The organism is Gemmatimonadota bacterium (assembly GCA_040882465.1).
Classification (GTDB): Bacteria; Gemmatimonadota; Gemmatimonadetes; order Longimicrobiales; family Gaopeijiaceae; genus JBBEBG01.
Map to the genome: position 1 here is coordinate 50367 of JBBEBG010000030.1, position 25419 is coordinate 75785.

The following is a 25419-nucleotide window of genomic DNA, read 5'->3' on the forward strand; positions in this document are numbered from 1 at the left end:
CTCGGGTGTCAGAACCTCTCGATCTTCTCGCCGTTTTTGCACATCCCGACGATGCGGAGCTCCTCGCCGGCGGGAGCCTCGCGCGCTCCGTGGACCGGGGGGAGCGTGTAGGCATCCTCGACCTGACCGCCGGCGAGATGGGGAGCCGGGGATCCGTGGACATCCGCGCCCGCGAGGCGCGGGAGGCGGCGGAGGTTCTCCGAGTTGCTTTCCGCCGAAACGCCGGCTTCCCCGACACCGGACTAGATGATTCGGGTGAAGCCCGCCGCCAACTCGCGAGCATCCTGCGCGAGCTCAAGCCTTCCGTCGTCGTCACTCATTGGATGGAAGGGCGTCACCCGGATCATGTCGCGGCCGCCCGACTCGTACTCTCCGCTTCGTTCCTGGCGGGCCTCAAGAATTTCGGCGCAACAGGGGAGCCGTTTCGGCCGAGGAAGATCGTACACGCCACCCTCTACCGGGAGGACACGCCGAGCCCCTCCTTCGTCGTGGACGTGACCGAGCAGTTGGAGCGGAAGCTTCGCGCCCTCGCCTGTTACGCCTCGCAGTTCGAGGGCGCGAAGTCGGCGGGCGAGATGCTCGGCGGAAACCGCCCTTTCGCGGACCAGGTGCAGGCTCACCTCGCTTATTGGGGAGCCCGGATTCGCGCGGGTTACGGGGAGCCCTTCTGGACGCGGGAAACGCTCGCCGCCGATTCCCTGGGGAAACTCGCGGTGTCGACGTTCTGAGGACGCCGGGAGCTCCGATGGCTTGGCGATCGAGCTTCAGCGGCAGGAAACCTCGATGAGAAGCCGGCGCCAGCTTGGCGTCTCGCTCCCCGACACGCGCACCGCCCGAGCTCGGGCCGCGCCCCCTCCCAACATCCAGGGCGCGAGCCACCTTCCGATCTCCTGCGGAAGGTGTCCCACCGGCTCCCCCGAGCGGAGATGAACCCAGACCTCGGGTTGCTCCTGGACCGGGGGATCGGGTACCAAAGTCAGGGCGTCCCCTTCACAGATCCGGTCGAGGTGCCGGTCGCGGTCCGCGAAGACGGTCCCATGCACCGTGGTCCGGAAGCTCCGCGGACAGCCCGGGGGAAAGGGAGGGAGTGATTCGTCCAAGGGCCTCGGCGGTCGAAGGTGGCTCAGGCTAAGTTACGGTGCGCACCGCCGTGCGGAAAACCCGACCTCGAGGAGCCTGGTTGGACCCGGTTTACCTGGATCACGCCGCCGCGACCCCGCTGCGTCCCGAGGTGCGAGAGGCGATGGAGCCCCTCCGCGCCGGACTCGTCGGCAACGCCTCCTCCGTCCATCGGTGGGGGAGGTTGGCGAGGGCCACCCTCGAGGGGGCGCGGGAGAGGTGTGCGGTGCTCCTCGGGGTCCGTCCCGACGAACTCCATTTTACGCGAGGGGGGACCGAGGCCAACAACCTCGCGATCCTGGGACGGGCCGCATGGGCCAGGGCATCGGGTCATCCCACACCCGGATTCGCTCGCTCGGCGGTCGAGCACTCAGCGGTCCGCGAACCGCTCGAGTCGCTCGCGGCCCAGGGATGCCGGGTGGACATCCTGTCCGTGCGCCCCGACGCCACCCTCTCCCTCCCTCCGCGGGAAGCGCTCACGGACGGCGTCCTCTCCCTCGTCTCGGTGCAGTGGGTCAACCAAGAGACGGGGATGGTTCTTCCGGTCGCCCACGTGGCGGAGAGGTGTCGCGAGGCGGGGATTCCCTTGCACGTGGACGCAGCGCAGGCCGCCGGACGGGTGGGGATGGACCTCCAACGGGTCCCGGTGTCGCTCCTCTCCCTCTCAGGGCACAAGCTCGGCGGGCCCCGGAGCACCGGCCTCCTCGCGGTACGGCGGGACACGGAGATCCGTCCAGTTCTCTTCGGGGGGGGACAGGAGGGCGGCCTGCGACCGGGGACGGAGGATGTCGCCGGGGCCGTAGGGTTCGCCGTGGCGTTGGAGGTCGCCGTCGGACAGCTCGAGACCGAGGCCGCCCGACTCACCGCTCTCCGCGACCGCCTGGAAGAGGGACTCGTCGAGAACATTCCAGGAATCCGCGTGCATGGGAAAGATGCGCCCCGGGCACCGCACATCCTCGGGGTCGGGGTTCCCGGGCTTTTCCGGGACGTGCTCCCGGCCGCCCTCGACCTCGAAGGAGTCGGTGCCTCAGCGGGCTCGGCCTGCCGAAGCGGAAGCACGGAAGTGAGTCCGGTCCTCGCGGCGCTCTACGGGGCAGACGCGGCGGGATTCGCGCCCCTTCGCCTCTCCCTCGGGTGGACGACGACGGAGAGGGACATCGAGGCGGCCACCCCACGCATCGTGGAAGTCGTGGCACGGATGGCCGAGGTGGGAGGGCGAGCCTGAAATGAAGGCATCCAAGAGGCCAGACCGGAGCGCCCGCATCCTCGTCGCGATGTCGGGGGGGGTGGACTCCTCCGTCGCGGCCGCGCTCCTCGTCGAGGGCGGCTACGAAGTGATCGGCGCCACGATGAAGACGTTTTGCTACGGGGAGAATCCCGGGCCATCGAAGACCTGCTGCGGCCTCGACGGAATTCTCGACGCCCGCGCGGTGGCCGACCGCCTCGGCATTCCCCACTACGTCTTCGACGTCGAGGAAGAGTTCACTCGGGACGTGGTGGACGATTTCGTTTCCGAATACGCCCGCGGGCGCACCCCGAACCCCTGCGTCCGGTGCAATTCGAACACGAAGTTTCGTGACCTGATTCGACGCGGAAAGGCGCTCGGGTGCGATGGGATCGCAACCGGGCACTACGTGCGGATCACGCACGACGGCGCGGGGGGCGAATCGCAGCTGATCCGCGGAACGGATGCTGAAAAGGACCAGGCTTATTTCCTCTGGGGCCTCCCCCCGGACCTCCTACCGCTCCTCCACTTCCCTCTCGGCTCGCTCACGAAGCCCGAGGTCCGAGCGCACGCGCGCGCGCTCGGGCTCAGGACGGCGGAAAAGCCCGAGTCTCAGGAGATCTGTTTCGTCCCCGCCGGCGACTACCGCGACCTTCTCTCCCGCAGGCTTCCGACGGAGCATCCGGCACTCCTGCCGGGCGACCTGGTCACCTCCTCAGGGGAGGTCGTGGGGAGGCACGACGGTTACGCGGGTTACACGGTCGGGCAGCGAAAGGGACTTGGGGGGGGCTTCGCAGAGCCCCATTTTGTTTTGGAGGTTCGGCCGGAGACCCGCGAAGTCGTCGTGGGGCCGCGCGAGGAGCTTTATTCCAGTGGGATGTGGGCCGAGGAGCTGAACTGGCTCACAAGGGGATCGCCCGTCCGCGGGGAGGAAGTCGGGGTGCAAATCCGACACCGAGCGCCCGCCGTGGCAGGCGTGATCGCCGAGACGGCCGCGGGGCTGGAAATCCACTTCCGGGAGCCCCAGAGGGCGGTGACACCGGGGCAATCGGCGGCGGTCTTCCGCGGGGAGCGGCTCCTCGGTGGGGGGAGGATCGCTCGTGCAGTCTTGCCGGGCGCGATTCCCGCCTGAAGGGCCGCCCAAAGCGCCGCCGGAGTGGTGCAGCGAGCACCCCCGGCGTCCGATGCGGCCCGCTCAGTACTTGAGCCGCGAGACCTCGGCGAACTCCCGTAGCCGTTCCTTCCCTTCCTCGGAAACGGATTCCGGCGTTTCGACCTTCACTTCCACATACTGATCCCCGCGCCGCCCCTTCCCGGCGACCCCCTGGCCTCGAATCCGGAACTTGGTTCCACTCTGGGTTCCCGGTGGAATCTTCAGGACGACGAAGGTGCCGTCGATCGTCCGTACCTTCACCTTCGAGCCGAGAATCGCCTGCGCGACGTTGATCGGAATTGTGACGTGGATGTCCGATCCCTCGCGACGGAAGAAGGAATGGGGTTTTACCTGGAAGACCAGGATGAGGTCGCCCGGTTCGCCCCCGGCCGCCCCCCTTTCGCCCTGACCGGAAAGCCGGAGCTTGGATCCGGTCTCGACCCCTTCCGGCACGGAGACCTGGAGCTTCCGGCTCTGGCGCACTACTCCCGCGCCTCCGCAGGACGGGCACGGCGTTTCGGGAATCTTGCCGCGCCCCATGCAAGCCGGGCAGGGCCGATTGACGGCGAAGCCCCCCTGGCCGAAGGAGACGATCCCGGAGCCGCCGCACTCTTCGCATCGCTTGACCGCGGTCCCGGGCGCGGCGCCCGACCCGGAACACAGGGCGCACTCCTCGGTGATCGGGACGCTGATCGAGATCCGCCCCCCCTTCACGGCGATCTCGAACGAGATGTCCACGAGGTACTCGACATCTTCCCCGCGGCGAGGTCCCCGCGTGCGTTCGGCTCCCCCACCCCTTCGCGCGCGGTCGAAGATCGAGCTGAAGATGTCGCCGAGGCCGCCGAGGTCCTCGAAGGAGAAGTCGCCGCCCCCGAACGGGGCTCCGCCTGGGCGGGAGGCGGTCGCATCCGCCCCGCCACGGCCGCGGAAGTCGAAGGCGCCGAACCTGCGCATCTCGTCGTACTTCCGGCGCTTCTCTTCGTGCGAGAGCACCGCGTGCGCCTCGCCGATCTCTTTGAAGCGCTCCGCGGCGGCCGGGTCTCCGGAATTCGCGTCGGGATGGTATTGCTTGGCGAGCTTGCGGTAGGCCTTCTTGATTTCGTCGGGCGTCGCCTTGTCGGAGACCCCAAGAATTTGGTAAAAGTCCTTGGACGTCGTGCTCATGGACGGGTGCGTGATGGGCAGGCCGCGGGCGCGGAGCTCACTCCAGTTTCCGCACGCTCACGCGGGCGGGACGCACGAGATGGCCGCGAAACCGGAAGCCGCGCTGGAAGACCTGGTCGACCGTGTCGTCCTCCTCGGCCGAATCGGTCGGCACCCGTATCATCGCCTCCATCACGTTGGGATCGAAGGGCGCGCCCTCCGGGTTCACCTCCTCCAATCCCGCCTCGTGGAGGAGCTGGTAGAGCTTTCGCTCCACGAGAGCCACTCCCTCCAGAACCGATTCGACCGTCGCCGCTTCCGGATCGAGGGAAGTCACGCGCCCCATATCGTCCAACGCCTGCAGAAGGGTGCCGATGAGCTTCGCCTGCGCGCGGATTTCGGAATCTCCCATCTGCGCGATGGAGCGGCGACGGAAATTGTCGAACTCGGCCGCGAGACGGAGGTAGCGATCCTTTTGGTGCTCGAGCTCACGCCGGAGCTCGGCGGTCTCTCCCCCGCCGGACGCCTCAGTCTCGACCTCCCCCTCTCCGTCGAGGGGAGGAGCGGCGTTGCCATCATTTTTCGTGGGATCGTTCATTCTCGCGTCCATTCGATCGTGTTCCGGCCTCGTGGGTTGCCGGCCGGCGTGGGCCGGCCAACCGCTGGGTTACCCCCTGGGTCCGCAGGGGTTCGTCCCGTTTCCCTTACGAGATCAGGGCCGCGAGAAGCTCGAGGGCGTGACGCGCGGCTTGCTCACGGACCGCAGCCCGGTCCCCCTCGAAGTGGGCGCGGCCGGCCCAGGCCGGGCCCCCCGGGGTGGTGACGGCAAACCAGACCGTGCCGACGGGCTTCGTGAGCGTTCCTCCAGCCGGCCCGGCGATCCCGGTGATCGCGATCCCTACTTCCGCCCCAGTGACGCGCGCGACTCCCTCGGCCATCGCCCGGGCGGCCCCCTCTGAAACAGCACCCTCTTCGGCGAGGAGTGCCGCCGGGACTCCGAGGAGCTCCCGCTTGACGCGATCGGCGTAGGCGACGACGCCTCCCAGGACATAACGAGAGCTCCCGGGCACGTCGGTGAGCGCCGTCAGGACGAGCCCAGCAGTGCAGCTCTCCGCCGCGGCGACGGACCAACCGCGGCTGAGGAGCGCCTCTCCCGCCGCACGGGCGAGCGTCTCCATGGGGGTCACCGGGCGCGCGGCTCCATCGCCCGGCCCCGGCCCGCTCACGGCGCCGGAGCCCTTCCCCCGTGGAGGAGGTCTCTATTTTGCCAGTAATAAACGCCCATCGAATAAACCGTCAGAAACAGGGCGAGGCCCAGGGAGAGTCCCACGAAGCTCCCGTGAAGCCGGCGCCAGAATGACCAGAAGGCACTCCCCTCCCAGCCCCGGTCGGCGGCGAGTCTCACGAGCGCGTACCAGAGGATGAGGGCTCCCGAGAAAATATTCTGCGTTAACGTCTTGAGCTTGCCTGAGCGCCCGGCCGCGAGGACGAACCCGCGTCGGGCCGCCCACCAGCGCACGAGGCTGACCGTCGCCTCGCGGCCGAAGATGATGAGCACGACCCAGAGGGGGAGCGATCCCCACCAGGGGAGGTCGGTCGCGGGGTCGGGCCGATGCGAAACGACGTAGAAGGGAACGAAGGTCGCCGCGAGAAGCAGCTTGTCGGCGAGGGGATCGAGGAGCTTCCCGGTGTCGGTGATCCACCCATGCTTCCGCGCGAGATACCCGTCCCAGAGATCGCTCAGCGCGGCGGCCAGAAAAACTACGAATGCGACAAAGAGGACGAGGGCGCTTCGCGAGAAAACGAGAGCCGCGAGCAAAGGACAGGCGCCGATTCTTGCGACGGTGATGCTGTTGGGAAGATTCAGGCGGAGGGGCGCCATGATTGAGGAAAGCTCTGCACCTCAGCTCAAGGTCTTCACGACCATCTTGCTCACCGCCTGCAACGTCTCGAAAACTCCCGTCCCCTCAAGGGCCACCGCCTCGAAGTCGGCTACGCCGCCCGGATTCAGCCCGGCCCTGAGCTGCTCGACGGGCGTCGTGTCGGGGAGGTCCCGCTTGTTGTATTGGATGACGAATGGAATGGAGGAAAGGTCGTATCCGTATGCCTCGAGATTTTCGTAGAGGTTGTGCATTGCCTCGATGTTCGCCTCGGTGCGATGCGGCTGCGAGTCGGCGACGAAGATGATCCCGTCCACACCCTTCAGGATGAGCTTCCGGCTCGCGTTGTAGTAGACCTGTCCCGGAACCGTGTAAAGGTGGAAGCGTGTTTTGAACCCCCGGATGGATCCGAGATCGATGGGAAGGAAGTCGAAAAAAAGTGTCCGGTCGGTTTCGGTCGCGAGGGAGATCATCTTCCCGCGCGTCTCCGGATTCACACGGGAATAGATGTTCTCCAGATTCGTCGTCTTCCCGCCGAGCCCCGTCCCGTAATACACCACCTTGCAGTTGATCTCACGGGAGGCGTAGTTGATCATGGACATCGGGCTGCCGACTCCCCTTTAGAGATCGCCACCGAACGAGATCGGACCTTACGGAAACACTCTGGCCGACGGCTCTTCGCACGAATCCCTGCGGATTCGAGGTGAGCTAAAGTCGGCGTGAGGAAGCGGGTGAGCAAGGCGCGAAGTCGGACGACAATGAGTGCGGGATGGCTCAGTTCACCGCGCCTTCGAACGCGGCTGGCGGCTCGAGCGCTTCGACTTCCATCCGTTCCACGATCGTCTTCGCCCGATTGCGGAGGAGCTGGCGCGGCTCCCACGCGATGTAGTCGCGGAGGAGATTGATGTGGTCCACGGATGGGCGCTGGCGCGCCACGTGCTCCAGAGCCGCCATCCGTCTCAGGACCAGGGGGTTAAAAAGATTCCGCTTTTGCCGGCTGATCTGGTCGCGAACGAACATGGCGGCGACCGCCCCCGCGACCCCCACGGCAAGTGCCGTAATGGCGCCCACCTTCAGAAACTTCTTGGTTCCTTCCTCCATCGCCGACCGAAATCCTTTTCCAGGGGTTCGGAACCCTTTGCCGCTGTCACATCTCCCGGCGCCCCGAAAGCGCTTCCGCGAGGGTGGAGCCGTCCACGTATTCCAGATCCCCCCCGACCGGAATCCCCCGCGCGAGGCGGGTCACCCGCGGCCCGAGGGGGCGAATCAATCCCTCAAGGTAGACTGCCGTGGCTTCCCCTTCAACGGATGGGTTCGTCGCGAGAATGACTTCTCTCACACCACCTTCCGACTCCTGGATCCGGCGAATCAGGGGAGCCAGCCGGAGCTCCTCCGGCCCGATCCCGTCCAGGGGGGAAAGCCTACCCCCGAGCACGTGAAAAAGCCCGCGATACTCCCCGGTGCGGTCAATGGAACGGAGCTCGAACGCCCCTTCCACGACACAGATCACCGACCCGTCCCTCTCGGGATCCTTGCAAATTTCGCACCGTTCCCCCTCGGTGAAGTTCCCGCAGATCGTGCAGGGACGGATGCGCTCGACAAGCGCCAAGATGGCGCGAGAAAGCCGGCGGGCTTCGTCCGGCGATGCCCGAAGGAGGTGGTAAGCGAGCCGATTCGCGGTACGGGGCCCGATGCCCGGCAACCGTCCGAGCTCCCGCGTGACATCGTCAATGGCCGACACGACCGGTCGAGCCGTCAGGGAAGCCCAGGAATCTTGAGAGGAAAGGGAAGCCCGCCCGCCAGCTTCCTCATCTCCTCTTCGTAGCTCCCGCGCGCCTTCCCCTGTGCCTCCGAAACGGCGGCGAGCACGAGGTCCTCGAGCATCTCGACGTCGGCGGGGTCCACCACAGTGGGATCGATGCGGATCCGCCGAATTTCCCCTTTTCCGTCCACGGTGACCGTGACCATCCCACCCCCCGAGGAGGCTGAGATCTCCCGCTTGTCGAGGTTCTCCTGAATCTGGGACATCTGAGACTGCATCTGCTGCCCCATCTGCAGAAGCTTCTGCATGTTCATGCTCGGTTTATCCCGGTGAACGGTGGAGGAACCCCGCGGGCGAGGTACGTTCCGGCTCCCGCGAAAGCGCCGGGGTGGAGGAAGTGCGACTCCTCTCCCTCGTTTAGCAAGCTGCTAGTCCAGGAGCTCGAGGTCCAGTGCTCTTACCGCAGGCCGTAGGCCCGGTTCCGCGCGAAGGAGGTCCTCCAGGCGACCTGCCCGGACGTCGGCGGTGGACACCCTCGCCTCCTCTTCCGTGGCGCCGGGTTTCCAAGCCGTCTCGAGGCCGGACTCCGCGAGCGCCTTTCCGCTCTCCGGCGGCGGGGGAACAGCTGCGGCAGGCGGCGGCGACGGAGCTTGGCCGGCGTTGGGGCTCGGCTGCGTGGCGAGGCGGCCCCGCGATGGAACGTGCCCCGGCGCGGGCTCGAACCGCGCCCCTCCCACCGGAGCCATGGGGCTTCTGCGGGGCGCGGGGCGAAAGGCCGACCCATCACCCTCCGGCGCTCCACCAAGAGCACCGAGGAGCTCCTCCAGCTCCACCGTCCGGTCCAGATAGGAAAAACGAAGTAGGAGGAGCTCGATCAAGACGCGTGGCTGAGCGCTCCGCCGAAGGCTCCCGCCCGTTTCCAGCTCCGCGGCCATCCCGAGCATTCGGATGAGGTCGGCAGGCTCGAAGAAACGTGCATGCTCCTCCCATCCGCTCCGGCGTTCCTCGGGAATGTCCCCCGCATCGCCTCCAACACGGATACGAAGGAGGGTCCGAACCGCATCCATGAGCCCGTAATAAAACTCGATCAGATCGTACCCCTGGTCGAGCAGCTCCTCCACGAGGCGGAAGATCGCGCCGCGGTCGCCCCGCTCGAGAAGGTCGAAGAACTCGAGGTAGCGGTCGTCGGCGACGACACCGAGGACTCTGCGCACGGCCTCGCCTGAAACCTCTCCCTCGGAGAGCGCGAGGACCTGGTCGAGGATCGAGAGCCCGTCCCGCATCCCGCCGTCCGCTTTCCGCGCGATGACCCGGAGTGCGTCATCGGTTGCACGGAGCCCCTCCCGCTCCACGATCTCCTCGAGGCGCGCCACGATCTCCGCGACGCCGACCCGGCGGAAATCAAAGCGCTGGCAGCGGGAGAGGATCGGGGCAGCCGACTGTCCGATCTTCTGCGGCTCGGTCGTCGCAAAGATGAAGATGACGCGCGGAGGAGGTTCCTCGAGGATCTTGAGGAGGGCGTTCCACGCCTCCCGGGTCAGCATGTGCGCCTCATCTACGATGTAGACCTTGAACCGACCCTCTTCGGAAGGGGCATACATCGCCCGCTCGCGGAGGTCGCGCGCATCGTCCACGCCGCGGTTCGACGCCGCGTCGATTTCGACCACGTCGAGCGACGTGGTGCCGCTCCAGATCCGCTCGCAGTCCCCGCACTTCCCGCACGGCTCTCCGTCCGCTGCGCGGTGCGCACAATTCAGCGACATCGCGAGCACACGCGCGAGAGTAGTTTTTCCCACCCCCCGGGGACCGCAAAAGAGGTAGGCATGCCCCACGCGATCGGTCACCACGGCGCGGCGGAGCGTCTCGGAGACGTGCTCCTGCGCGGCGACTTCGGCGAAGCGCCGAGGGCGGTATTTACGAGCGAGAGCGGTGTGCGACACGAACCTGGCCGAGGATTACATCGAGTCGCTCCCGCCGAGGCAGCGATTCGGAGGGGCGCTGCGGAAGCGGGAGGGGGAAACAAATGCCCCAGGTCGACCGCAGCACCGATCACCACACTTACCGCTGCTACCGGCGAGGTCCTGACGGATTTCGCGGGCTTTCGGTCTGCGAACCTGGGGCACAGTCTCAACCTAGGCGAGGCCCTGGGGGACGTCAACCTGAGGGTGCTCTCGCACGGCCCGTTACGGATCGCCGATCCGCCATGCGTCAGCGACGTGCCGGACTGCCGGGGTTCGTCCCGGGGTGACATCCACCGCCACCGCGTCGAAGCGCACGCCGAAAGGCCCCTCGAGGGTGCGGCCGCGGGTGGCGAGCCAAGCACCTGCGACCCGAGCGATTTCCCGCCGCTTTTTCCAGGTCACCGCCTCGAGCGGGTCGCCGCACCCCGGCGTCGCCCGTGTCTTTACCTCGACGAAAGACACGACGCCGTCGCGGTGGATCACGAGGTCCAGCTCCGCGTGACCCGACCGCCAGTTCCGGTCCAGAATTCGCCACCCGCGCGCAAGGAAGAAGCGGGCGGCCAGCTCCTCGCCCTCGCGACCCCGCTCGTGTCCCACCCCCATCCGCTCCCTCCCTTCCACCCGAGCGCGCCACTTACGCGCCCCACGATCCCCCCCGCGCCGCATCCACGTTGCGAGGATCGAGGGGGCGGAAGAATGGCGAAATGGGCCACGCCGGCCGCTTGCTCCCGTCGAGGGTCTCCCCTATCCTCCCGCCGATGTCCGAGTCCGCCGCGAGAGAAACGCTCGACTTCATCCGAGCCCTTCCCAAGACCGAGACGCACCTCCACTTGGAGGGAGCCCTTCCCTGGGACTTCCTCCGCCGGTTGGATCCCTTGCGATTTCGCGATGTCCCGGCCTCCTGGCGCGAGGATTTTCGCTTCGCTTCCTTCTCGCATTTCGAAGAAGAGCTCCTCGGCTACGTCTTCGCGTGGTTTGTAACCCCTGAGCGCTATCATCAAGCTGCACAAGCAATTTTCCAACATCATCTAGAGCAAAACGTGAAGTACGTGGAGTGCAGCTTCGCATCGGGAGTCGTCGAATTCGGAGGCGTGGACGGGGAAGCCACGGCGCAGGCCATCCGGGACGCGGTACCCTCGGAGCTGACGGTGCGGATCTTCTTGGGAATCCACCGAAACGGTTACAACGAGAGGACTCGGGACTTCCTCGACGCATGTGTCGGGTGGAGCGCCCTCGACGGCCTCGACCTGCATGGCCCCGAGACACTCACTCTCGAACGCTGGTCCGCGAGGCTCTGGCGGCAGGCGCGGGAAGCGGGGAAACACACGAAGGCCCACGCCGGTGAGTTCGGCGGACCCGAGAGCGTTCGTCAGGTCCTCGACGAGCTCGGAGTCCGGCGCATCGAGCACGGGGTGCGCGCGGTCGAGGACCCTCGGCTCGTCGAACGCCTCCGGAACGAGGGGATCGCCCTCGACGTCTGCCCGACCAGCAACGTGAAGCTCGGCGTCGCGGCGAGCCTCGAGTCGCACCCTCTTCGAGCGCTCTTCGATGCGGGGGTCACCTGCACGGTGAGCTCGGACGACCCCATCTCCTTCGGCAACTGCCTCACCGACGAATACGTCGCGCTCGCGGCGCGGATGGGATTTTCGAGAAGGGAACTCGCTCGAGTCGCGCTGAACGGCTTCCGGGTCGCGCTCTGCGACCGCGCCGTCGTCGCCCCCCACGTCGCGGAGCTGGAGGCGCTGGCCGGTGAGGGTTGAGGGCAGCGCCCCGGGACCGTCAGAGTTCGAACGCGAAACCGTCGTCCACGACCGTCACTGGCGCGCTCACCCCCAGGGCGACCAGGACCTCCGCGAGAGACTCGCGCGGCACACCCGGATAGAGGTGGGTGAGGATCAGCCGGCCCGGCGCCGCCTCACGCGCGAGCGCCGCGACCTCGAAGGGGGAGAGGTGGATCGTCACGTTGGATCCGTCCGCCACGGCGCACTCGCTCACGAGCACATCCACCCCCCGGAAGAAGGCCCCGAGTGCGGGACCGGGGCCGGTATCCCCCGTGTACCCAACGTCACGGCCTCCGACCTCCACACGAAGGACCACGGCCTCGGGCGTGTGACGCGCGGGATACGTCCGGACCCTTAGCCCCATGGCGACGTCCTCCCAGCTTCCCTCGCGCTCCAGCTCGACGACGGTCAGAATCCCACCCGGCTCGTGGACGAACGATCCGTAGGCGGCGGCGAGCGCATCCAGGAAGGCGCGGAGCCCAGGGGGGCCGAGCACGGTCCTCGGAAGGGCTTCCGCCGTAGGCACGCCATGCGTCCAGGCCCAGAGCAGGGGCGCCAGATCCCCGACATGGTCCGTGTGGAAGTGTGAAAGCGCGACGTGCGTGATGCCCCGCCAGTCGAGGCCGTCGCGGGCGAGCCCGTGTAGGACGCCCGAACCGCAGTCCAGGAGGAGCTTCCCCTCCTCCCAATCGAGGAGGTGTCCGGCCGAACGGTGCCCATCGTCCGGGAGGAGGGTCCCGGAGCCCACGATCGTCAGCCGCACGGTTCCCTCCCCTTCGAGACCCCGACCCCCTCCACCGCGACCGGTCGTCAGGCCCCGGCCACCTCGAGGGCCTCGTCGAGGCGCACCCCGACGATCGTGCTGATGCCCGGCTCTTCCATCGTCACTCCGTAGATCCAATCCGCGGCTTCGATCGTTCGAGGGTTGTGCGTGATCACCACAAACTGGGTCTTCGCCTTGAACTCCTGGAGGAGCCGGATGAAGCGCCCGATATTCGACTCGTCCAGGGGAGCGTCCACCTCGTCGAGGACGCAGAAGGGCGACGGCTTCACGAGGTAGATGCCGAAGAGGAGCGAAAGCGCCGTGAGCGCCCGCTCCCCTCCCGAGAGGAGCTCGATCCGCTGCGTCTTTTTCCCGCGGGGCGCGGCGTGGATCTCGACGTCGGATTCGAGGGGATCGTCCGGGTTGGAGAGCCAGAGATCGCACTCCCCGCCCTGGAAGAGGCGAAGAAAGGTTTCCCGAAAATTTCCGCGGATCGCCTCGAAGGTGTCCGAAAAGAGCCGGGTGGCCGTCTGGTTGATTTCACGGATCGCCGCGCGGAGGTCGTTTCGCGCCTGCACGAGATCGTCGCGCTGCTCGGTCAGGAAGGTGAGGCGTTCGCTTTCCTCCTCGTGCTCCTCCACCGCGAGCATGTTCACCGGACCCAACCGCTCCAGCGCCTCGACGATGTCGCGCAGCTCGAGTCGCAGCTCCTCTTCGTCCCCCTCGATTTCGCGGGCCTCCTCGACCAATCGCGAGAAGGGTCGCCCCCACTCGGCCTCGAGCCGGTCGTGAAGGCGAGCCGTGCGTCCCTGAAGGTCCTGATCTTCGAGCTCGAGGGCGTGCCGCCGCTCCGACCCCTCGCGCTCCGCGGCTCGCGTCTGCCGCGCCTTCGCTTCCGCCTCACTGATGGCCGCATGCAGATCGGTCAGTGCGGTGTCCTTCTCCTCGAACTCCCGGTCCGCCTCGGAGCGAAGGGCGAAGAGGCGCTCCATCTCGGTCTTGCCCTCTTCGCGGAGCGCTGCCACTCTGGCCCGCTCGGCTTGGAGCTCGGCTTCTTCCGTGTCCAGGGCCTCCCTTCGGGCGATCGCCCCCTGCTTGTCGGCGGCGAAGTGCTCGAGCCGCTCGTCCAACCGGGAAATTTCGCCCTCGACGCGGGCACGGTCCACCGTGAGGCGAGACTCTTCGACGCGCATCTCTTCCCAGCGGTCCTGCGCCGCATCGAGCCGCTCCCGCGCTTCGCCCCGTTTGGTCCGTAGTCCGTTCTCTTCCTCGAGGAGCCCCTCCCGCTCCCCGATCGCCTCCCGGACCTGCTCGGTGGCCCGTTCGCGAGCCCGCTTTGTCAGGGAGAGTTGTTCATCGAGCTCCTCGACGATGCGGGCGGCCCGGTCGTTTCGTTCGGAACGCGCCTCTTCCTGGGAGCGCGCGATCCGAAATGCATCCTCCGCCCCGCGGAGTTTCTCCCGGGCCATTTCGAGGGCCCCTTCGAGCGCGGCGAGCCGTCCCTCTCGCTCCGCACGCGCCCCCCGGGCCGCCTCGAGCGCTTTAGCCGCGTTCCGGACATCCTTCGCGAGTTTCTTCAGCCCCTCCTTCTTTTCGAGGAGGCCGGTCGCGCCCAACGGATTTCCGATCCGAAAGATCCCGCCCCGCTCGAACCAGGCTCCGTCCGGTGAAACCCGGTCTCCTCGAGCGCCGGAAACGGCGGACTTACGGCCACCCGCCGAGCCGGCCAGCTCGACTCCGTCCAGGAGCGCTCGGGCCCAGGGCGCTCCGGGTCCCTGGACGGTCAGCCTCTCGAGGAGCCCCCCGGTTCCGGGGACCTCGGGCACCCGGTCCAGCGGAAGGAGGATGAGCCCTCCTCCTCCCTTCCACTCCTCCGCGAACCACCGCGCAAGCTCCGTCGCAACCCGGGAGTCGCGCACGACGAGGGCGCGCAGGTGAATTCCGAGCACGGCGTCCACCGTTCGGGCGAGCTCGGCGGGGACCCGGAGAGCTTCGGCCAGAGTCCCCGCGACGCCGTCGAGATTGCGCGCAAGCACGGCCGGAACGGCTCCGTCCGCTCCCTCCTGGTCCCTCTCGAGGCCAGAGAGCGCTTCCGAACGCGCGGCCAGCGAGCCATGACGATCTTGCGCCGCCAGCTCTTCCGCCCGGGCCGCCTGCAGCTCCTCTCGCGACAGCCCGACGGCGGCGAGGGCCTCCTCTAGCGCCTGGGTCGCTCGCTCCGTCGCCCGCTCGAGGCCCGCGACTCGATCGGTGAAGAGATCGCCCTGCGAAGCGACTTCGGAGAGCGTGTCCCGCGCCTCCGCCAACTCGTGGTCGAGGTGCTCGATTCGGCGCTCGAGTTCCGTTCCGCGGGTCTCCGCCGCGGCCGCGTCTCCGTGGAGGCGCGCCATGCGAAGGGCAACCTCCCGCTCTCGGTTTTCGACCTCGGCCAGAGCGCCCCGTGCCTGGGTGAGCGCGTCCCGGACCGTCCGGCCGCGCTCGACCTGGACGGCGATGGCTTCGACGAGTCGCTCGAGCTCGATCCCGATCGCCGCCCTCCTTTCTCCCAGCTCCTCTTCCGAACGTGCCGCCCGTTCCGCGCGCGCGGACGCCTCGACACGTTCGGTCTCGATCTGGATCAGGCGCCGGTCCGAGAACGCCGCCCTTTCCTCCGCGACCGCGAGCTCGCGCTCCCAGCGCACGAGCGCCCCTCTCACCTCGTCCACCCGAGCCCCCGCTTCCCGGCGCGCCCGTTCAACCGTCACCTGGTCCACTCGCAGTGCCTCGAGGCGGCCCTCCGCGGCGGCGATTCCGGCCCTGAGACCTTCGTCCCGCACGACACCTCCGGAAAGCTCCTTCCGCACCTCCGCCAGCCGCTCTTCCAGCGCCGTGAGCTGCCCCCGCACGACTGCGACTTCGACGTCGAGGCGCCGGGTGCGGAGCTCCCGGAATCGTTCCGCCTTCCCTTTCTGGCGGGCGAGCGAACGCACCTTGCTCTGCACCTCGGCGATCAGGTCCTCCAGGCGCTGCAGATCCAGCTCCGCGCGCTCGAGCCGCCGAGTGGCAGCCCGCCTCCGGTCCTTGTATTTCCCGATCCCCGCCGCCTCTTCGAAGAGCCCGCGCCTTTCTTCGGCCCGGTCCGAGAGGATCGCGTCGATCATCCGGTTTTCGATCACGGCGTAAGCGTTCGCGCCGAGCCCCGTGTCGCGGCAGAGGTCCTGGATGTCCCGGAGACGGCAGGCGGAGCGATTGAGGAGATAGTCGCTTCCCCCGTCGCGGTACATCGTTCGCGCGATTTCCACTTCCTTGAAGGGCACCGGAAGCGCACCGTCTTCGTTCGTCACCTCCATCGCGACCGATCCCCGGTTCACGGGACGGCGGTTCACCGTTCCCTGGAAGATGGCCTCCTCCATCTTCGCGCCGCGGATGGCGGTCGGGCGCTGCTCCCCGAGGACCCAGCGAATCGCGTCCGAGATGTTCGACTTTCCGCAGCCGTTCGGTCCGACGATGGCCGTGATGCCGTCGTGGAAAACGATCTCCGTGCGATCGGCGAAGGATTTGAAGCCGTGAAGGCGAAGGGCGTGGAGCTTCATTCGGGGGGCGGCCCGCTCACGGACGGAAGGAACAAGGTGCCGAGAAGCGACAGGGAGGCGGGAGTGAGTCCCGGAATCTCCACCAACCCCATCCGTGCGGTGATCACAAGAAGGACGACCGCGATCAGCAACACGACGAGGAGCCATATGGAAATCGGGATCTTCGACTCGGACTTGGCCGGGGCACGGGACACGATTCCCGGCTTGCCCGGCGCGATCGGGGTCCGGGCTTCCCGGACCGCCTTCTCGGCGGGCGGCGATTCCCGCAGCGGTGCGGGAGGGATCGCGGGCAACGATTCGATCTTGTCCGGGGGCGCTGCCGCCTCCCCGGCTCTCTTCGCCGATGGAGCGGGTTTCGTCGCGTCCACGGCCCCAGCGACGATGATGATGGCCTCCCCCTCGGTCGGCGCCTTGCCGGGGTCGGTGGTGAGCCGGAAGACGCGATTTCCGCTAGAAGTCAGCTCCTCGATCCCGGGAGCCTCGGCCGCCAAGTAGAGGAGCACGACTTCCCCCGGGCTCTGGAGCAAACCGGCGAGTGAGGTCCAGCGCGGGCTTCGGTAGGAGTCCGACGCATCGGCCACTGGAGTCCCGCCGGAGGCGAAGCGAAAGGCGGCCCCCGCTACCGAGCGGGCAATGCGCCTCCGTGACGCACCATAGTGAATCAGGTCCACGACCCCCTCGGCGTTCCCCAAGCCGAGTCGAGCGTGCAACGTCGGTTCGTCCAGGATGGCATCCGCGAGGAGGACGCGATGGCCCGCGTCGGCCCATCCTCCCGCGAGAGCGACCGCGAATTTTCCGGACCACCCCATGGCCCTTGCACCCTCGTCAGCGAGGAGAAGGACCACCTCACCATGGTCGAGCGGAGGTTGGCGGAGAGCCTCCGGGACACGGGGGTCTTTCGGGTCCACGGCGAAGACATTGTGAGAACGGGCGGTCATCAGACGATCGAAGGCGCCGGAAAGTCGCGGGTGGCCGGGGGTGCGCGTGTGATTCTACGGAGCCGTCCCCCTCCCTGCAACGCGGCCCCGGGCGGGCTTCAGCCCCCGGAGAACTCGCGCCGCGGCGCGTCCCCCCACAGCTCTTCGAGCTGGTAGAATTCACGTGCGGAGGGATGGAAGACGTGCACGACGACATCAATGTAATCGAGAAGGACCCATCGCCCGGCGGACACCCCTTCGATGTGCCCGGGACGGACGCCTTCCTTCCGGAGCTCGTCCACGATGTGTTCGGCGATCGCCCGGACGTGGACGTCCGACATCCCGGTAACGATCAGGAAGAAGTCTGCCGCACTGGAGATTCCCCGGAGGTCCAGGGAAATGACGTCCGCCGCCTTGCGGTCCAGTGCCAACTCGGCCACCCGCTCGACCAGGCCGGTCGGATCGGCGTCGTTTTTCCTCTTGGCGCTCATCGTTCCCGAGCGCCTCCGGGACGTCCGGAGCGGCTCAATCCTCTTCCCGTTCCACGCGGACCTTCACCTCGACTTCGATGTCCTGGAAAAGGCGCACCGTCACCTGATGTTCCCCGATATCCTTGATCGGCTCCTCGAGGAGCAGTTGGCGCCGCTCCACTTCAAAGCCGTGATCCCCGGCGTTCAGGCGCTCGACGATGTCTGCCGCGGACACCGATCCGAAGAGGCGCCCTTCCTCCGAGGCGCGCGCCACGAACGAGACCGAAGCCCCCTCCAAGAGGGCCGCGCGGCGCTTCCCTTCGAGGTACCCCCGGCGATCCCGTTCCTCGGCGGCCTTTTGCTCCTCCTCGATTTTCTGGAGGTTCGCCTCCGAAGCCTCGTATGCGAGGCCCTGGGGGAGGAGGTAGTTCCGCGCGTACCCAGGCTTCACCGAGACCACGTCTCCCGGCTCCCCGAGCTTGGGCACCGCGCGCTTCAGAATCAGCTTCATCGTCCAACTCCCTGCCGTCTCGAACGGCTCGTCATGTCGTTTCCTGGTCCTCTCCGCGCCGCAGCCGGGCGCGGATGTCCAACCATGAATCCCCGAGACCTATCAGTACCGCGCCGCCGATGAGCACCGGTGCGGCGAGAAGAAGCCCTACCGCCAGCAGGAGCCCGGCTCCCAGAGAAAGCCCTCCCGAAAGGAAGAGGAGGACGGCGGCCCCCCGCACCACATACAGCGCGCCCATGAATGCGAGGAGATTCGTTCCCACTCGCCCCCAGCCCATGCTCCATCCCGCGACCATGACCAGCGCCAGCCCCGCGATGAGAATCCAGACCATGGGATCCGGGAAACGGAATTCCCTGAGTCCCGCGAGCCCCCGGTCCGAGCCGGTCGCCAGCCTGAGATGGAGCCACCAAGCCACGCCGAGGGACGCCAGCGAGCTGAGCCCGACCAAGGCCGGGAAGAGGACGGTCTGGATATTTACGGTTTGCGCGATCGTCTCCCCGACGGCGGGGGCGACCTCCCTCCCGAAAGTGGCGCCCATCAACTCTACGGTCGCGGTCGCCCCCTCTTGGAGCCGCATAACAATCGTTCCTTCCACGACGCTCCACCCGTCGAAGGCGAGGAGGAGGGCCGCCGCCGCGACGCTTGCCCCGACCAGGGCGAGCACGGCTCGGGGGAGAAAGGGTCGCTCGGGGTGCCAGAGTGTCAGCGCGGCGAAGAGCCCCCCCACGAGAATCGCCCACCCCCGCTCCAGGTACCAGAGCCCGCCGCCCGGCTCCCCGGCGAAGACGACCGCGAATCCGACAGCGGCAAGAGCGAGCGCCCCGAACCTTCCGCCGGGCGAGAGGATCGTCAGGATCGTAAACGCGACCGCGACGAGGACGAACGGCTGTCCGATCGCGAGCGTCATGGCGAGCGCGAAGAGCCCCAGGGGACGGAGCCATCGCCGCTCCCGGGCCATCGCCATGATCTTCCCTACCGATCGTGGTTCTGGACGTACGGGAGGAGCGCCAGGTAGCGGGCGCGCTTGACCGCTTGGCCGAGCCGGCGCTGAAACTGGGACGTCACCTTCGTGGTCCTCTTCGGCAGGATCTTCCCCTGCTCGGTGACGAACCGGGAAAGCGTGCCGACGTCCTTGAAGTTCAGGAGCTCGATGCGGGGGCCGTCCATTCTCCGGCGGCGTCCTCGTCCGCCGGAAAACTCCGGGGGCGACGCCTCACCGTGCCCGAACTCGTCCTCTTCCTCCTCTTCCTCGTCCTCGTCGTCGTCGTCCCCTTCCCCGCGGGTATAGGGCGACTCGGCGAGCACCGACATCCCGGAGGTCGGCTCGCCTTCGCTCAGGACGATCAGGTAACGGAGAAGTTCTTCGTCGAGCTTGAGGACCCGCTCGAGGCCGGTGAGGCTGGTCGCACCCGCCGTGAACTGCACGACCACGTAGTAGCCCTGGCTCTGCCCCTTGACCTGGTAGGCGAGCTGACGGCTCCCCCAGTGATCCACAGCCGTGATCTCGGCGCCATCCCCGGTAATCAGAGACTGGAAGCGCTCGAGCTTCTGGTTCACCGCCTCCTCCGTCATGGAGGGGTGAAAGATAAAGACGACTTCGTAATTCCTCATCGGAATCGCGTCCCTCGGTCCGTGTGAGCACGGGCCCCGCCTCATCGGGCGGAGCGGGTTGAGCAGAGGAAGATAAGGGAGGCGAGGAGAGGGTTCAACGGGGACCTCGATCGCTTCTTTATTGCGTCCTGCACCTGGCGACCCGTCCCAACCCTTTCGCGGCCAAGATCGTCCAATCGGCAAACCCCCAGGGACGAGGCACCCCTTCGAGGCGGTCAGCTCCTCGATTGTGGCTCCCCCGAATCTTAGGCCAGGCAACTGGCGTACGGATTGTTCGAAGGGAGTCGGATCACCGACAACTCTTCACGTGCGATTCGTGGCACGTGCGTGCCGGTTGCCTGAATTCAGGCCTGTCCCGGGAGAACCGCGTTATGAAGCAACCGCTCGCATTCCTCCTCGGCGTCCTGAGTTTCCTCCTCGCCATCGTCCCCTGGGCCGAGGCCCAGGGACCGGTCGCCGCGTCGGCAGACCCTGGCGAACCTCACGCCGAGCTCAAGGAGGGAAAAGTCCTTCGGGCCTTTCGCATCGTGGGCCCAGCCCCACAGATCGATGGCCGGCTCGACGACGACGCCTGGGCGAACGCCCAGGCCGTGGACGACTTCGTCCAAGTGGACCCGGAGAACATGGTGGCGCCCACCGAACGGACGATGGTCCAGGTCGCGTACGACGATCGTTATCTCTACGTGGCGATCCATGCCTACGACCGAACTCCCGGCCAGATCGTCGCAGGGTTGGGGCGGCGCGACTCGAGCCCCCCTTCAGACAAGCTCCTGCTGAGCCTGGATCCCCGCCACGACCACCTGACCGCGTACATCTTCGAGACGAACCCGTCCGGCGTTCAGGCTGACCGCGTCTTCTTCAACGACACGCAGCAGAACAACGACTACTCCGGAGTCTGGGAGGTCGAAACACAGATCACCGAAGAGGGGTGGTTTGCCGAGTACCGGATTCCGTTCTCACAGATGCAGTTCGACCTCCCCCTGGGCGACGAGGTCGTCTGGGGATTCACCTTGCGACGCGACATCTTTCGGCGGGGAGAAGTCGTCCGCTGGGTAGGACTCCCCCGCGGTGAGATCGGGTTCGTCTCCCTCTTCGGCCACCTGTTCTTCGAAGGCGCCCTCAAGCCGCCTCGCCGTATCGAGTTGCAGCCCTTCGTCTTCGCGCGGAGCGAGAACGCCCCGGAGGTCGCCTCTGCCGGCTCGATCGGCGGAGGTGTGGATGGTCGCCTCGGACTCGGAGGCTGGGGCACGCTATCCGCCACGGTGAATCCCGACTTCGGACAGGTGGAACAGGATCCGGCGGTCCTGAATCTCAGCGTCTTCGAGACCTTCTTCCCGGAGAAGCGGGCCTTCTTCCTCGAGGACAGCGGGACATTCCGGCCTCCCTGGAACGCCTTCCCCCTCTTCCATTCGAGGCGAATCGGGCAACGGCCCGGCCGGATTCCCCTCGAGGCGGGCGATCAGCTTCTGGATCGACCGGAGCAGACCACGATCCTGGGCGCGGCGAAGGTCGCGGGAAAGGCTTCGAGTTGGACTTACGGGGCCCTTACCGCGCTCACCGATCGGGAATACGCGACCGTGAATGCGGTGTCGGTGGATGGCTCCGGGAACGAGACGATGACGCGGACCCGGCGGCTCATCGAACCGCTGACCTCGTACAACGTGATCCGGGCCCAGCGGGACATTCTCGGAGGCACCTCCAACGTGGGCGTGATCGCGACCGCGGTCGTGCGGGACGGGGACGAAGACGCGTTTACGGGTGGCGTGGACTACCTGCTGCGGTGGGGTCGAAATCGCTTCTCCTGGGGCGGCCACTGGGTCGTGACGCAGGCGCCTTTCTCCGATGGGCAGCGCACGGGGTTTGGTGGGGCGACGACTCTCAACTACAACGGGAGAAATCTGGCTGTCGAGACTTATTTTGATCGCTTCAGTCCCGATTTCAGCAACACCGACCTGGGCTTTCGGCAGGGACGAGTGGACCGAACCGTCGTGGAGGTGGCCGCGGCCCTCGTTCAGCCCGATCCCTGGGGACCCTTCCGCACCGCACGGGGCGGGATGGGGATCGGCGGAGCCTGGAGTGGGGACGGACTTCGACTGGAGCGGTCTGTGCGCGCCTCCGCCAACGCCTCCTTCCCCAACTTTTGGAGCGTGAACGTCTTCGCGAATCACCAGCTCCGCGCTTTCGACGACCTGGATACCCGGGGAGGACCACCCATCGTCAACCTTGCGGAAACATCGTTCGAAGCGGGCATGAGCACCGATTCGCGGAAGACCTGGCAGCTCTTCGTGAACGCTGGCGGAAGTCGGGATGAGGAAGGGGGATGGAGTGCCCAACTCGGGCCGCAGCTACGGCTCCAACCATCCGCGCGCCTACAGACCTCGATCAGCGCGAGTTACCGGACAGCCGAGACCGTGGCCCAGTGGATCACCAACCGAGACGTGAACGGCGACGAGGTGATTGATCACGTTTACGGGCGCCTCGACCAGAACGTGATCGACGTCACGGCACGAGCCACCTATGCCTTTCACCGCGACCTTACCGTCGAGGCATTCCTCCAGCCGTTCGTCGCGGTCGGAGACTACACCGACATCCGGCGCCTCGCACAGCCAAGCTCCTTCGAGTTCGAGCCCGCTACGATCCCCTTCGATCCGGACTTCAACCGGAAGTCGCTTCGCGCCAACATCGTCTTTCGGTGGGAGTACCTTCGTGGCAGCACGCTCTTCGTCGTCTGGAACCTCTCGACCCTCGACGAGGAGCGCCCCGGGGAGTTCGCGGCGTTTCAGGATCTCGGCGACGCGTTCGGCGCCGACGGCACCCACGTCTTCATGGCCAAGGCGACGTATTGGTTCGGGTCATAGATGATCGGGAGCCCGGCGACGCGTTCGTCAACGCTTCCCCTGATCAGGTCTTCGCGCGTTTCGTGTAATCCCATGCCGACGCGGTGGCCATGCCTCCCGGTTTCCCCGCGCTTGTCGGGCAGCCGGCCATCCGGGCCGACTTCGAGGTGGTCTTCGCCACCTCCATGGCCAAACACGAGGCCACGGTCCTGGACATCGAGATCACCGGCGACCTGGCGGTCAATCGCGGGGCCTACACCTGGAGCGCGACGGTCGAGAAGGGCGGCGACGTTCTCAGCGAGAGCGGCAAACACATCGTGTTCCGGAAGCGGGTTGGCGACTCCGGTTGGTCCTGTGGGAGATCTGGAACACGGACCCGATCTGAGAGCAGCGCGCGACCGGGGCCGCTGAACGGCGCCAGGGGCGCACCAAAAGAAACAGCGGCCGGGGAGCGACAGATGACTTCCGCGCCCCCCGGCCGCCGTTTTTCCTACCGACTCCCTCTTACTGGATCGCTTCGTGTGGCAGCGCCAAGGCCGTGTATCCACCCGGAACGGGGAGCACGACGTACTGCCGTCCCTCGTGCATGTAGGTCATGATTCCATAACCACCCTGCGCGCGCGTCGTCACCTGGCCGACTCGTTCGCCGGTGCGCTTGTCGATCGCGAACAGCCGGGGCGTGTTGTCGCTCGTCAGTCCGGTCGCGAGCAGGAAGTCGGGGGTGACCAGCATGGCCGAATGTCCCCCGCGACCGCGGTTCACCTCCACCCCCTCGATGCCCTGAAGGAGCGGGTGGTTCCGGATGGCCTCTTGCTGTGCCGCGGGAGCGTCGCCGTTCGGAATCACCCAAAGGTACTCGCCGGTGTTCATGTCGATCGCGCTGATCCTCCCCTGCGGACCCTTCCAGATCGGGAGCCCGTCGAGGTTTTCCTCCACCGGCCGGTCCGGCATGCCGCCGCCCCTGGCCCAGGCGGACACCGTCACCCCGGTCGCGTCCTCCCGGTCAACCTCCACCCCCGGTACCACGACAGCCCCTGAGCATCCGCTGTGCGAGGTGATGAAGATGACACCCGTGGTCGGGTCACCCGCAGCCGGCCCGGTGATGTTGACCCCTCCCGTGGATCCGCCGCAAACTCGGCCCCAACCCGGCGCGAGCGTGTCACCCGCAACGGCGGGAGGGTTGAACATCGGCGCCAGGTAGTGTCCGCGGCGTGCGATGTCCAGAGCGCGGGCACGAATCTCGGGCGTGTAGTCGATGAGGTCTTCCTCCTGGCGACCAAGCAGATCGTAGGGGGCCGGCCGGGTGGGCCAGGGCTGTGTCGGAGCGAGCTGCTCTCCCGGAACCCGAGACTGCGGCGCGGGCCGCTCCTCGATCGGCCAGATCGGCTCACCCGTCTCCCGGTTAAACGCATATAGGAACGACTGCTTCGATGCCTGGAAGATCCCCGGGATGCGCTGGCCGTTCACTGTCACGTCCAAAAGAACGGGCGCCACGGGGGTGTCGTAATTCCAGATGTCGTGGTGGACCAGCTGGTAGTGCCAGGCCCGCTCGCCGGTCTCAACGTTCAGCGCGATCAAGCTTGAGCTGAAGAGATTGTCGCCGGGGCGGAATCCACCGAAGTAGTCGATCGTGGCGCCATTCGTCGGGACATAGACGAGCCCCAACTCCGGGTCGGCCGAAAGCGGTGCCCAGGAGGAGACGTCCCCCGTCCAGGCCCACGCGTCGTTCTCCCACGTCTCGTGGCCGAATTCGCCCGGCCGCGGAATCACATGGAACTTCCACTTGAGGGCGCCGGTCGCGGCGTCGTAGGCGAGAATGTCGCCCGGGACCATCTCGTAGCGCGACTGATTGTAGCCCTGCTCGGCGGAGTTTCCGACGATCACGACGTTGTTGACCACGAGGGGCGGAGAGGAGCTGGTGATGTAGCCGATCTCCAGCGGGAGCCCCTGACCCGCATCGTATTCCCCACCCTCACGCACATGCGCCTCCCAGGGGCCCCACCCTTCGATGAGGTCCGCCACGAGGTCCACGCTTCCCGACGCGGGGAAGCCCTCGATCGGCACCGCTTCTCCCCAATTCGCGAGCGGCTGCCCGGTATCGGCGTCGAGCGCATGGAGGAAGAAGCCCGGCGTTGAGATGAAGACCACTCCCCCGCGGCCGGGAACCTCGGCGTAGGAGACGCCTTTCCCGTGATTCGCCCTCATCGAGTAGTCACGCCGGAAGGTGTTCGGCTCCTGGAAGGTCCAGAGCGTCTCACCCGTGGCCGGGTCAAGGGCGACGACGGTCCGGTAGGGGCCACTCGTGGTGATCAGCTTGCCGTCCACGTAAATCGGAAGGGAGCGCGCATTCACCCCCCCTCCCAGGTCGATCCCCGCGTTCTCTTCGCCGACCCAGTTCCATGCCGTCTCCAGCTGCCAGAAGTTCGACGGGTTGATCTGCTCGAGGGTCGTGTATCGGTTGGAGGCCGTGTTGCCGTTGATGTTGGTCCACTCCTCGCCGGCCATCATCACGCCCTGCTGGCCCGTCGCCGGCACGGCGGAGACGAGGACGCCTCCGACGATCGCCGCGAAGCCCATCAAGACCGAGAATCGTCGCGAGCTCGGTCGCGCCTGACTGCCCATGGTTTTCTCCTTGCCTCCGTGGAAACCGTACGACGGGTCAACACCCGGGAATGCCTCAAAATCTGTTGCGAATGGCTATTACACCAGAGGGG

The 25419-nt window shown here is 67.0% G+C and carries 24 protein-coding genes; 5 read left to right on the forward strand and 19 right to left on the reverse strand.

Annotated features, from left to right (window positions below; genetic code table 11):
- Positions 1-5 precede the first annotated feature (5 nt).
- A complete protein-coding gene (bshB1, locus tag WEG36_11170) occupies positions 6-728 on the forward strand; it encodes a bacillithiol biosynthesis deacetylase BshB1 (GenBank protein ID MEX1258167.1) in 723 nt (240 codons plus the stop codon).
- A gap of 36 nt (positions 729-764) precedes the next feature.
- Here the strand turns inward: bshB1 and WEG36_11175 are convergent, their stop codons facing one another.
- Positions 765-1100, reverse strand: coding sequence for a hypothetical protein (locus WEG36_11175; protein ID MEX1258168.1), 336 nt, complete (start codon positions 1098-1100; stop codon positions 765-767).
- A gap of 80 nt (positions 1101-1180) precedes the next feature.
- Here WEG36_11175 and WEG36_11180 point away from each other — a divergent pair, with 80 nt between their 5' ends.
- Together WEG36_11180 and mnmA are read left to right on the forward strand one after the other, a co-directional pair.
- Positions 1181-2344 (forward strand): cysteine desulfurase family protein, encoded by a 1164-nt coding sequence (locus tag WEG36_11180; GenBank protein ID MEX1258169.1) that lies wholly within the window; start codon positions 1181-1183, stop codon positions 2342-2344.
- A 1-nt stretch (position 2345) separates the two neighbouring features.
- Positions 2346-3476 carry a tRNA 2-thiouridine(34) synthase MnmA gene (gene mnmA, locus WEG36_11185; protein MEX1258170.1) on the forward strand — a complete coding sequence of 377 codons (1131 nt, stop codon included), beginning with the start codon at positions 2346-2348 and terminating at the stop codon, positions 3474-3476.
- Positions 3477-3539: 63 nt separating this feature from the next.
- Here the strand turns inward: mnmA and dnaJ are convergent, their stop codons facing one another.
- From dnaJ to WEG36_11235, 10 genes are all read right to left on the reverse strand, one after another.
- Positions 3540-4661, reverse strand: coding sequence for a molecular chaperone DnaJ (dnaJ, locus tag WEG36_11190; protein ID MEX1258171.1), 1122 nt, complete (start codon positions 4659-4661; stop codon positions 3540-3542).
- Positions 4662-4698: 37 nt separating this feature from the next.
- A complete protein-coding gene (locus WEG36_11195) occupies positions 4699-5238 on the reverse strand; it encodes a nucleotide exchange factor GrpE (protein MEX1258172.1) in 540 nt (179 codons plus the stop codon).
- Positions 5239-5344: 106 nt separating this feature from the next.
- The gene (locus WEG36_11200) at positions 5345-5818 is read right to left on the reverse strand and encodes a nicotinamide-nucleotide amidohydrolase family protein (GenBank protein MEX1258173.1); all 474 of its coding nucleotides are present in this window, start codon (positions 5816-5818) and stop codon (positions 5345-5347) included.
- 44 nt (positions 5819-5862) lie between these two features.
- Complete coding sequence (locus tag WEG36_11205; protein MEX1258174.1) at positions 5863-6522, reverse strand: CDP-alcohol phosphatidyltransferase family protein; 660 nt, start codon at positions 6520-6522, stop codon at positions 5863-5865.
- 21 nt (positions 6523-6543) lie between these two features.
- Complete coding sequence (locus WEG36_11210) at positions 6544-7122, reverse strand: ADP-ribosylation factor-like protein (GenBank protein MEX1258175.1); 579 nt, start codon at positions 7120-7122, stop codon at positions 6544-6546.
- A gap of 172 nt (positions 7123-7294) precedes the next feature.
- Complete coding sequence (locus WEG36_11215; GenBank protein MEX1258176.1) at positions 7295-7621, reverse strand: hypothetical protein; 327 nt, start codon at positions 7619-7621, stop codon at positions 7295-7297.
- A gap of 46 nt (positions 7622-7667) precedes the next feature.
- Positions 7668-8261: a recombination mediator RecR gene (recR, locus tag WEG36_11220; GenBank protein MEX1258177.1), complete on the reverse strand. Its 594-nt coding sequence runs from the start codon at positions 8259-8261 to the stop codon at positions 7668-7670.
- 14 nt (positions 8262-8275) lie between these two features.
- Positions 8276-8590: a YbaB/EbfC family nucleoid-associated protein gene (locus WEG36_11225; GenBank protein MEX1258178.1), complete on the reverse strand. Its 315-nt coding sequence runs from the start codon at positions 8588-8590 to the stop codon at positions 8276-8278.
- A 120-nt stretch (positions 8591-8710) separates the two neighbouring features.
- Complete coding sequence (dnaX, locus tag WEG36_11230; GenBank protein ID MEX1258179.1) at positions 8711-10222, reverse strand: DNA polymerase III subunit gamma/tau; 1512 nt, start codon at positions 10220-10222, stop codon at positions 8711-8713.
- Between the two features lie 243 nt (positions 10223-10465).
- A complete protein-coding gene (locus tag WEG36_11235; GenBank protein ID MEX1258180.1) occupies positions 10466-10846 on the reverse strand; it encodes a YraN family protein in 381 nt (126 codons plus the stop codon).
- Positions 10847-10947: 101 nt separating this feature from the next.
- On the opposite strand from WEG36_11235, the gene WEG36_11240 reads away from it, so the two are divergent.
- Positions 10948-12003: an adenosine deaminase family protein gene (locus WEG36_11240; GenBank protein ID MEX1258181.1), complete on the forward strand. Its 1056-nt coding sequence runs from the start codon at positions 10948-10950 to the stop codon at positions 12001-12003.
- Positions 12004-12022: 19 nt separating this feature from the next.
- Here WEG36_11240 and WEG36_11245 read toward each other — a convergent pair whose 3' ends face one another.
- The 7 genes from WEG36_11245 to rpsF form a co-directional block, all read right to left on the reverse strand.
- Entirely contained in the window at positions 12023-12787 is a 765-nt protein-coding gene (locus WEG36_11245; GenBank protein ID MEX1258182.1) for a ribonuclease Z, read from the reverse strand.
- A 47-nt stretch (positions 12788-12834) separates the two neighbouring features.
- Positions 12835-16359, reverse strand: a complete 3525-nt coding sequence (gene smc, locus WEG36_11250) for a chromosome segregation protein SMC (protein MEX1258183.1) — start codon at positions 16357-16359, stop codon at positions 12835-12837.
- Positions 16356-17297 carry a hypothetical protein gene (locus WEG36_11255; protein MEX1258184.1) on the reverse strand — a complete coding sequence of 314 codons (942 nt, stop codon included), beginning with the start codon at positions 17295-17297 and terminating at the stop codon, positions 16356-16358. Before WEG36_11255 ends, smc begins: the two co-directional genes overlap by 4 nt.
- 98 nt (positions 17298-17395) lie before the next feature.
- Entirely contained in the window at positions 17396-17767 is a 372-nt protein-coding gene (rsfS, locus tag WEG36_11260) for a ribosome silencing factor (GenBank protein ID MEX1258185.1), read from the reverse strand.
- A 34-nt stretch (positions 17768-17801) separates the two neighbouring features.
- Positions 17802-18257: a 50S ribosomal protein L9 gene (gene rplI / locus WEG36_11265; protein MEX1258186.1), complete on the reverse strand. Its 456-nt coding sequence runs from the start codon at positions 18255-18257 to the stop codon at positions 17802-17804.
- 31 nt (positions 18258-18288) lie between these two features.
- Positions 18289-19221 carry a DUF2232 domain-containing protein gene (locus WEG36_11270; GenBank protein ID MEX1258187.1) on the reverse strand — a complete coding sequence of 311 codons (933 nt, stop codon included), beginning with the start codon at positions 19219-19221 and terminating at the stop codon, positions 18289-18291.
- 8 nt (positions 19222-19229) lie between these two features.
- The gene (gene rpsF / locus WEG36_11275) at positions 19230-19868 is read right to left on the reverse strand and encodes a 30S ribosomal protein S6 (protein ID MEX1258188.1); all 639 of its coding nucleotides are present in this window, start codon (positions 19866-19868) and stop codon (positions 19230-19232) included.
- 371 nt (positions 19869-20239) lie between these two features.
- Here rpsF and WEG36_11280 point away from each other — a divergent pair, with 371 nt between their 5' ends.
- On the forward strand, positions 20240-22726 hold the full coding sequence (locus WEG36_11280; protein MEX1258189.1) for a DUF5916 domain-containing protein: 2487 nt from the start codon (positions 20240-20242) through the stop codon (positions 22724-22726).
- A gap of 483 nt (positions 22727-23209) precedes the next feature.
- Here the strand turns inward: WEG36_11280 and WEG36_11285 are convergent, their stop codons facing one another.
- Positions 23210-25327 carry a PQQ-binding-like beta-propeller repeat protein gene (locus WEG36_11285; protein ID MEX1258190.1) on the reverse strand — a complete coding sequence of 706 codons (2118 nt, stop codon included), beginning with the start codon at positions 25325-25327 and terminating at the stop codon, positions 23210-23212.
- Between the last annotated feature and the right edge of the window lie 92 nt (positions 25328-25419).

What these genes read in the sequence shown, in the direction of transcription:
- mnmA (MEX1258170.1), top strand. Translation starts at nt 2,346, where the DNA reads ATGAAGGCATCCAAGAGGCCAGACCGGAGCGCCCGCATCCTCGTCGCG.
- dnaJ (MEX1258171.1), bottom strand. Translation starts at nt 4,661, where the DNA reads ATGAGCACGACGTCCAAGGACTTTTACCAAATTCTTGGGGTCTCCGAC.
- WEG36_11195 (MEX1258172.1), bottom strand. Translation starts at nt 5,238, where the DNA reads ATGAACGATCCCACGAAAAATGATGGCAACGCCGCTCCTCCCCTCGAC.
- WEG36_11200 (MEX1258173.1), bottom strand. Translation starts at nt 5,818, where the DNA reads ATGGAGACGCTCGCCCGTGCGGCGGGAGAGGCGCTCCTCAGCCGCGGT.
- WEG36_11205 (MEX1258174.1), bottom strand. Translation starts at nt 6,522, where the DNA reads ATGGCGCCCCTCCGCCTGAATCTTCCCAACAGCATCACCGTCGCAAGA.
- WEG36_11210 (MEX1258175.1), bottom strand. Translation starts at nt 7,122, where the DNA reads ATGTCCATGATCAACTACGCCTCCCGTGAGATCAACTGCAAGGTGGTG.
- WEG36_11215 (MEX1258176.1), bottom strand. Translation starts at nt 7,621, where the DNA reads ATGGAGGAAGGAACCAAGAAGTTTCTGAAGGTGGGCGCCATTACGGCA.
- WEG36_11225 (MEX1258178.1), bottom strand. Translation starts at nt 8,590, where the DNA reads ATGCAGAAGCTTCTGCAGATGGGGCAGCAGATGCAGTCTCAGATGTCC.
- WEG36_11235 (MEX1258180.1), bottom strand. Translation starts at nt 10,846, where the DNA reads ATGGGGGTGGGACACGAGCGGGGTCGCGAGGGCGAGGAGCTGGCCGCC.
- WEG36_11240 (MEX1258181.1), top strand. Translation starts at nt 10,948, where the DNA reads ATGGGCCACGCCGGCCGCTTGCTCCCGTCGAGGGTCTCCCCTATCCTC.
- smc (MEX1258183.1), bottom strand. Translation starts at nt 16,359, where the DNA reads ATGAAGCTCCACGCCCTTCGCCTTCACGGCTTCAAATCCTTCGCCGAT.
- WEG36_11255 (MEX1258184.1), bottom strand. Translation starts at nt 17,297, where the DNA reads ATGACCGCCCGTTCTCACAATGTCTTCGCCGTGGACCCGAAAGACCCC.
- rsfS (MEX1258185.1), bottom strand. Translation starts at nt 17,767, where the DNA reads ATGAGCGCCAAGAGGAAAAACGACGCCGATCCGACCGGCCTGGTCGAG.
- rplI (MEX1258186.1), bottom strand. Translation starts at nt 18,257, where the DNA reads ATGAAGCTGATTCTGAAGCGCGCGGTGCCCAAGCTCGGGGAGCCGGGA.
- WEG36_11270 (MEX1258187.1), bottom strand. Translation starts at nt 19,221, where the DNA reads ATGGCGATGGCCCGGGAGCGGCGATGGCTCCGTCCCCTGGGGCTCTTC.
- rpsF (MEX1258188.1), bottom strand. Translation starts at nt 19,868, where the DNA reads ATGAGGAATTACGAAGTCGTCTTTATCTTTCACCCCTCCATGACGGAG.
- WEG36_11280 (MEX1258189.1), top strand. Translation starts at nt 20,240, where the DNA reads ATGAAGCAACCGCTCGCATTCCTCCTCGGCGTCCTGAGTTTCCTCCTC.
- WEG36_11285 (MEX1258190.1), bottom strand. Translation starts at nt 25,327, where the DNA reads ATGGGCAGTCAGGCGCGACCGAGCTCGCGACGATTCTCGGTCTTGATG.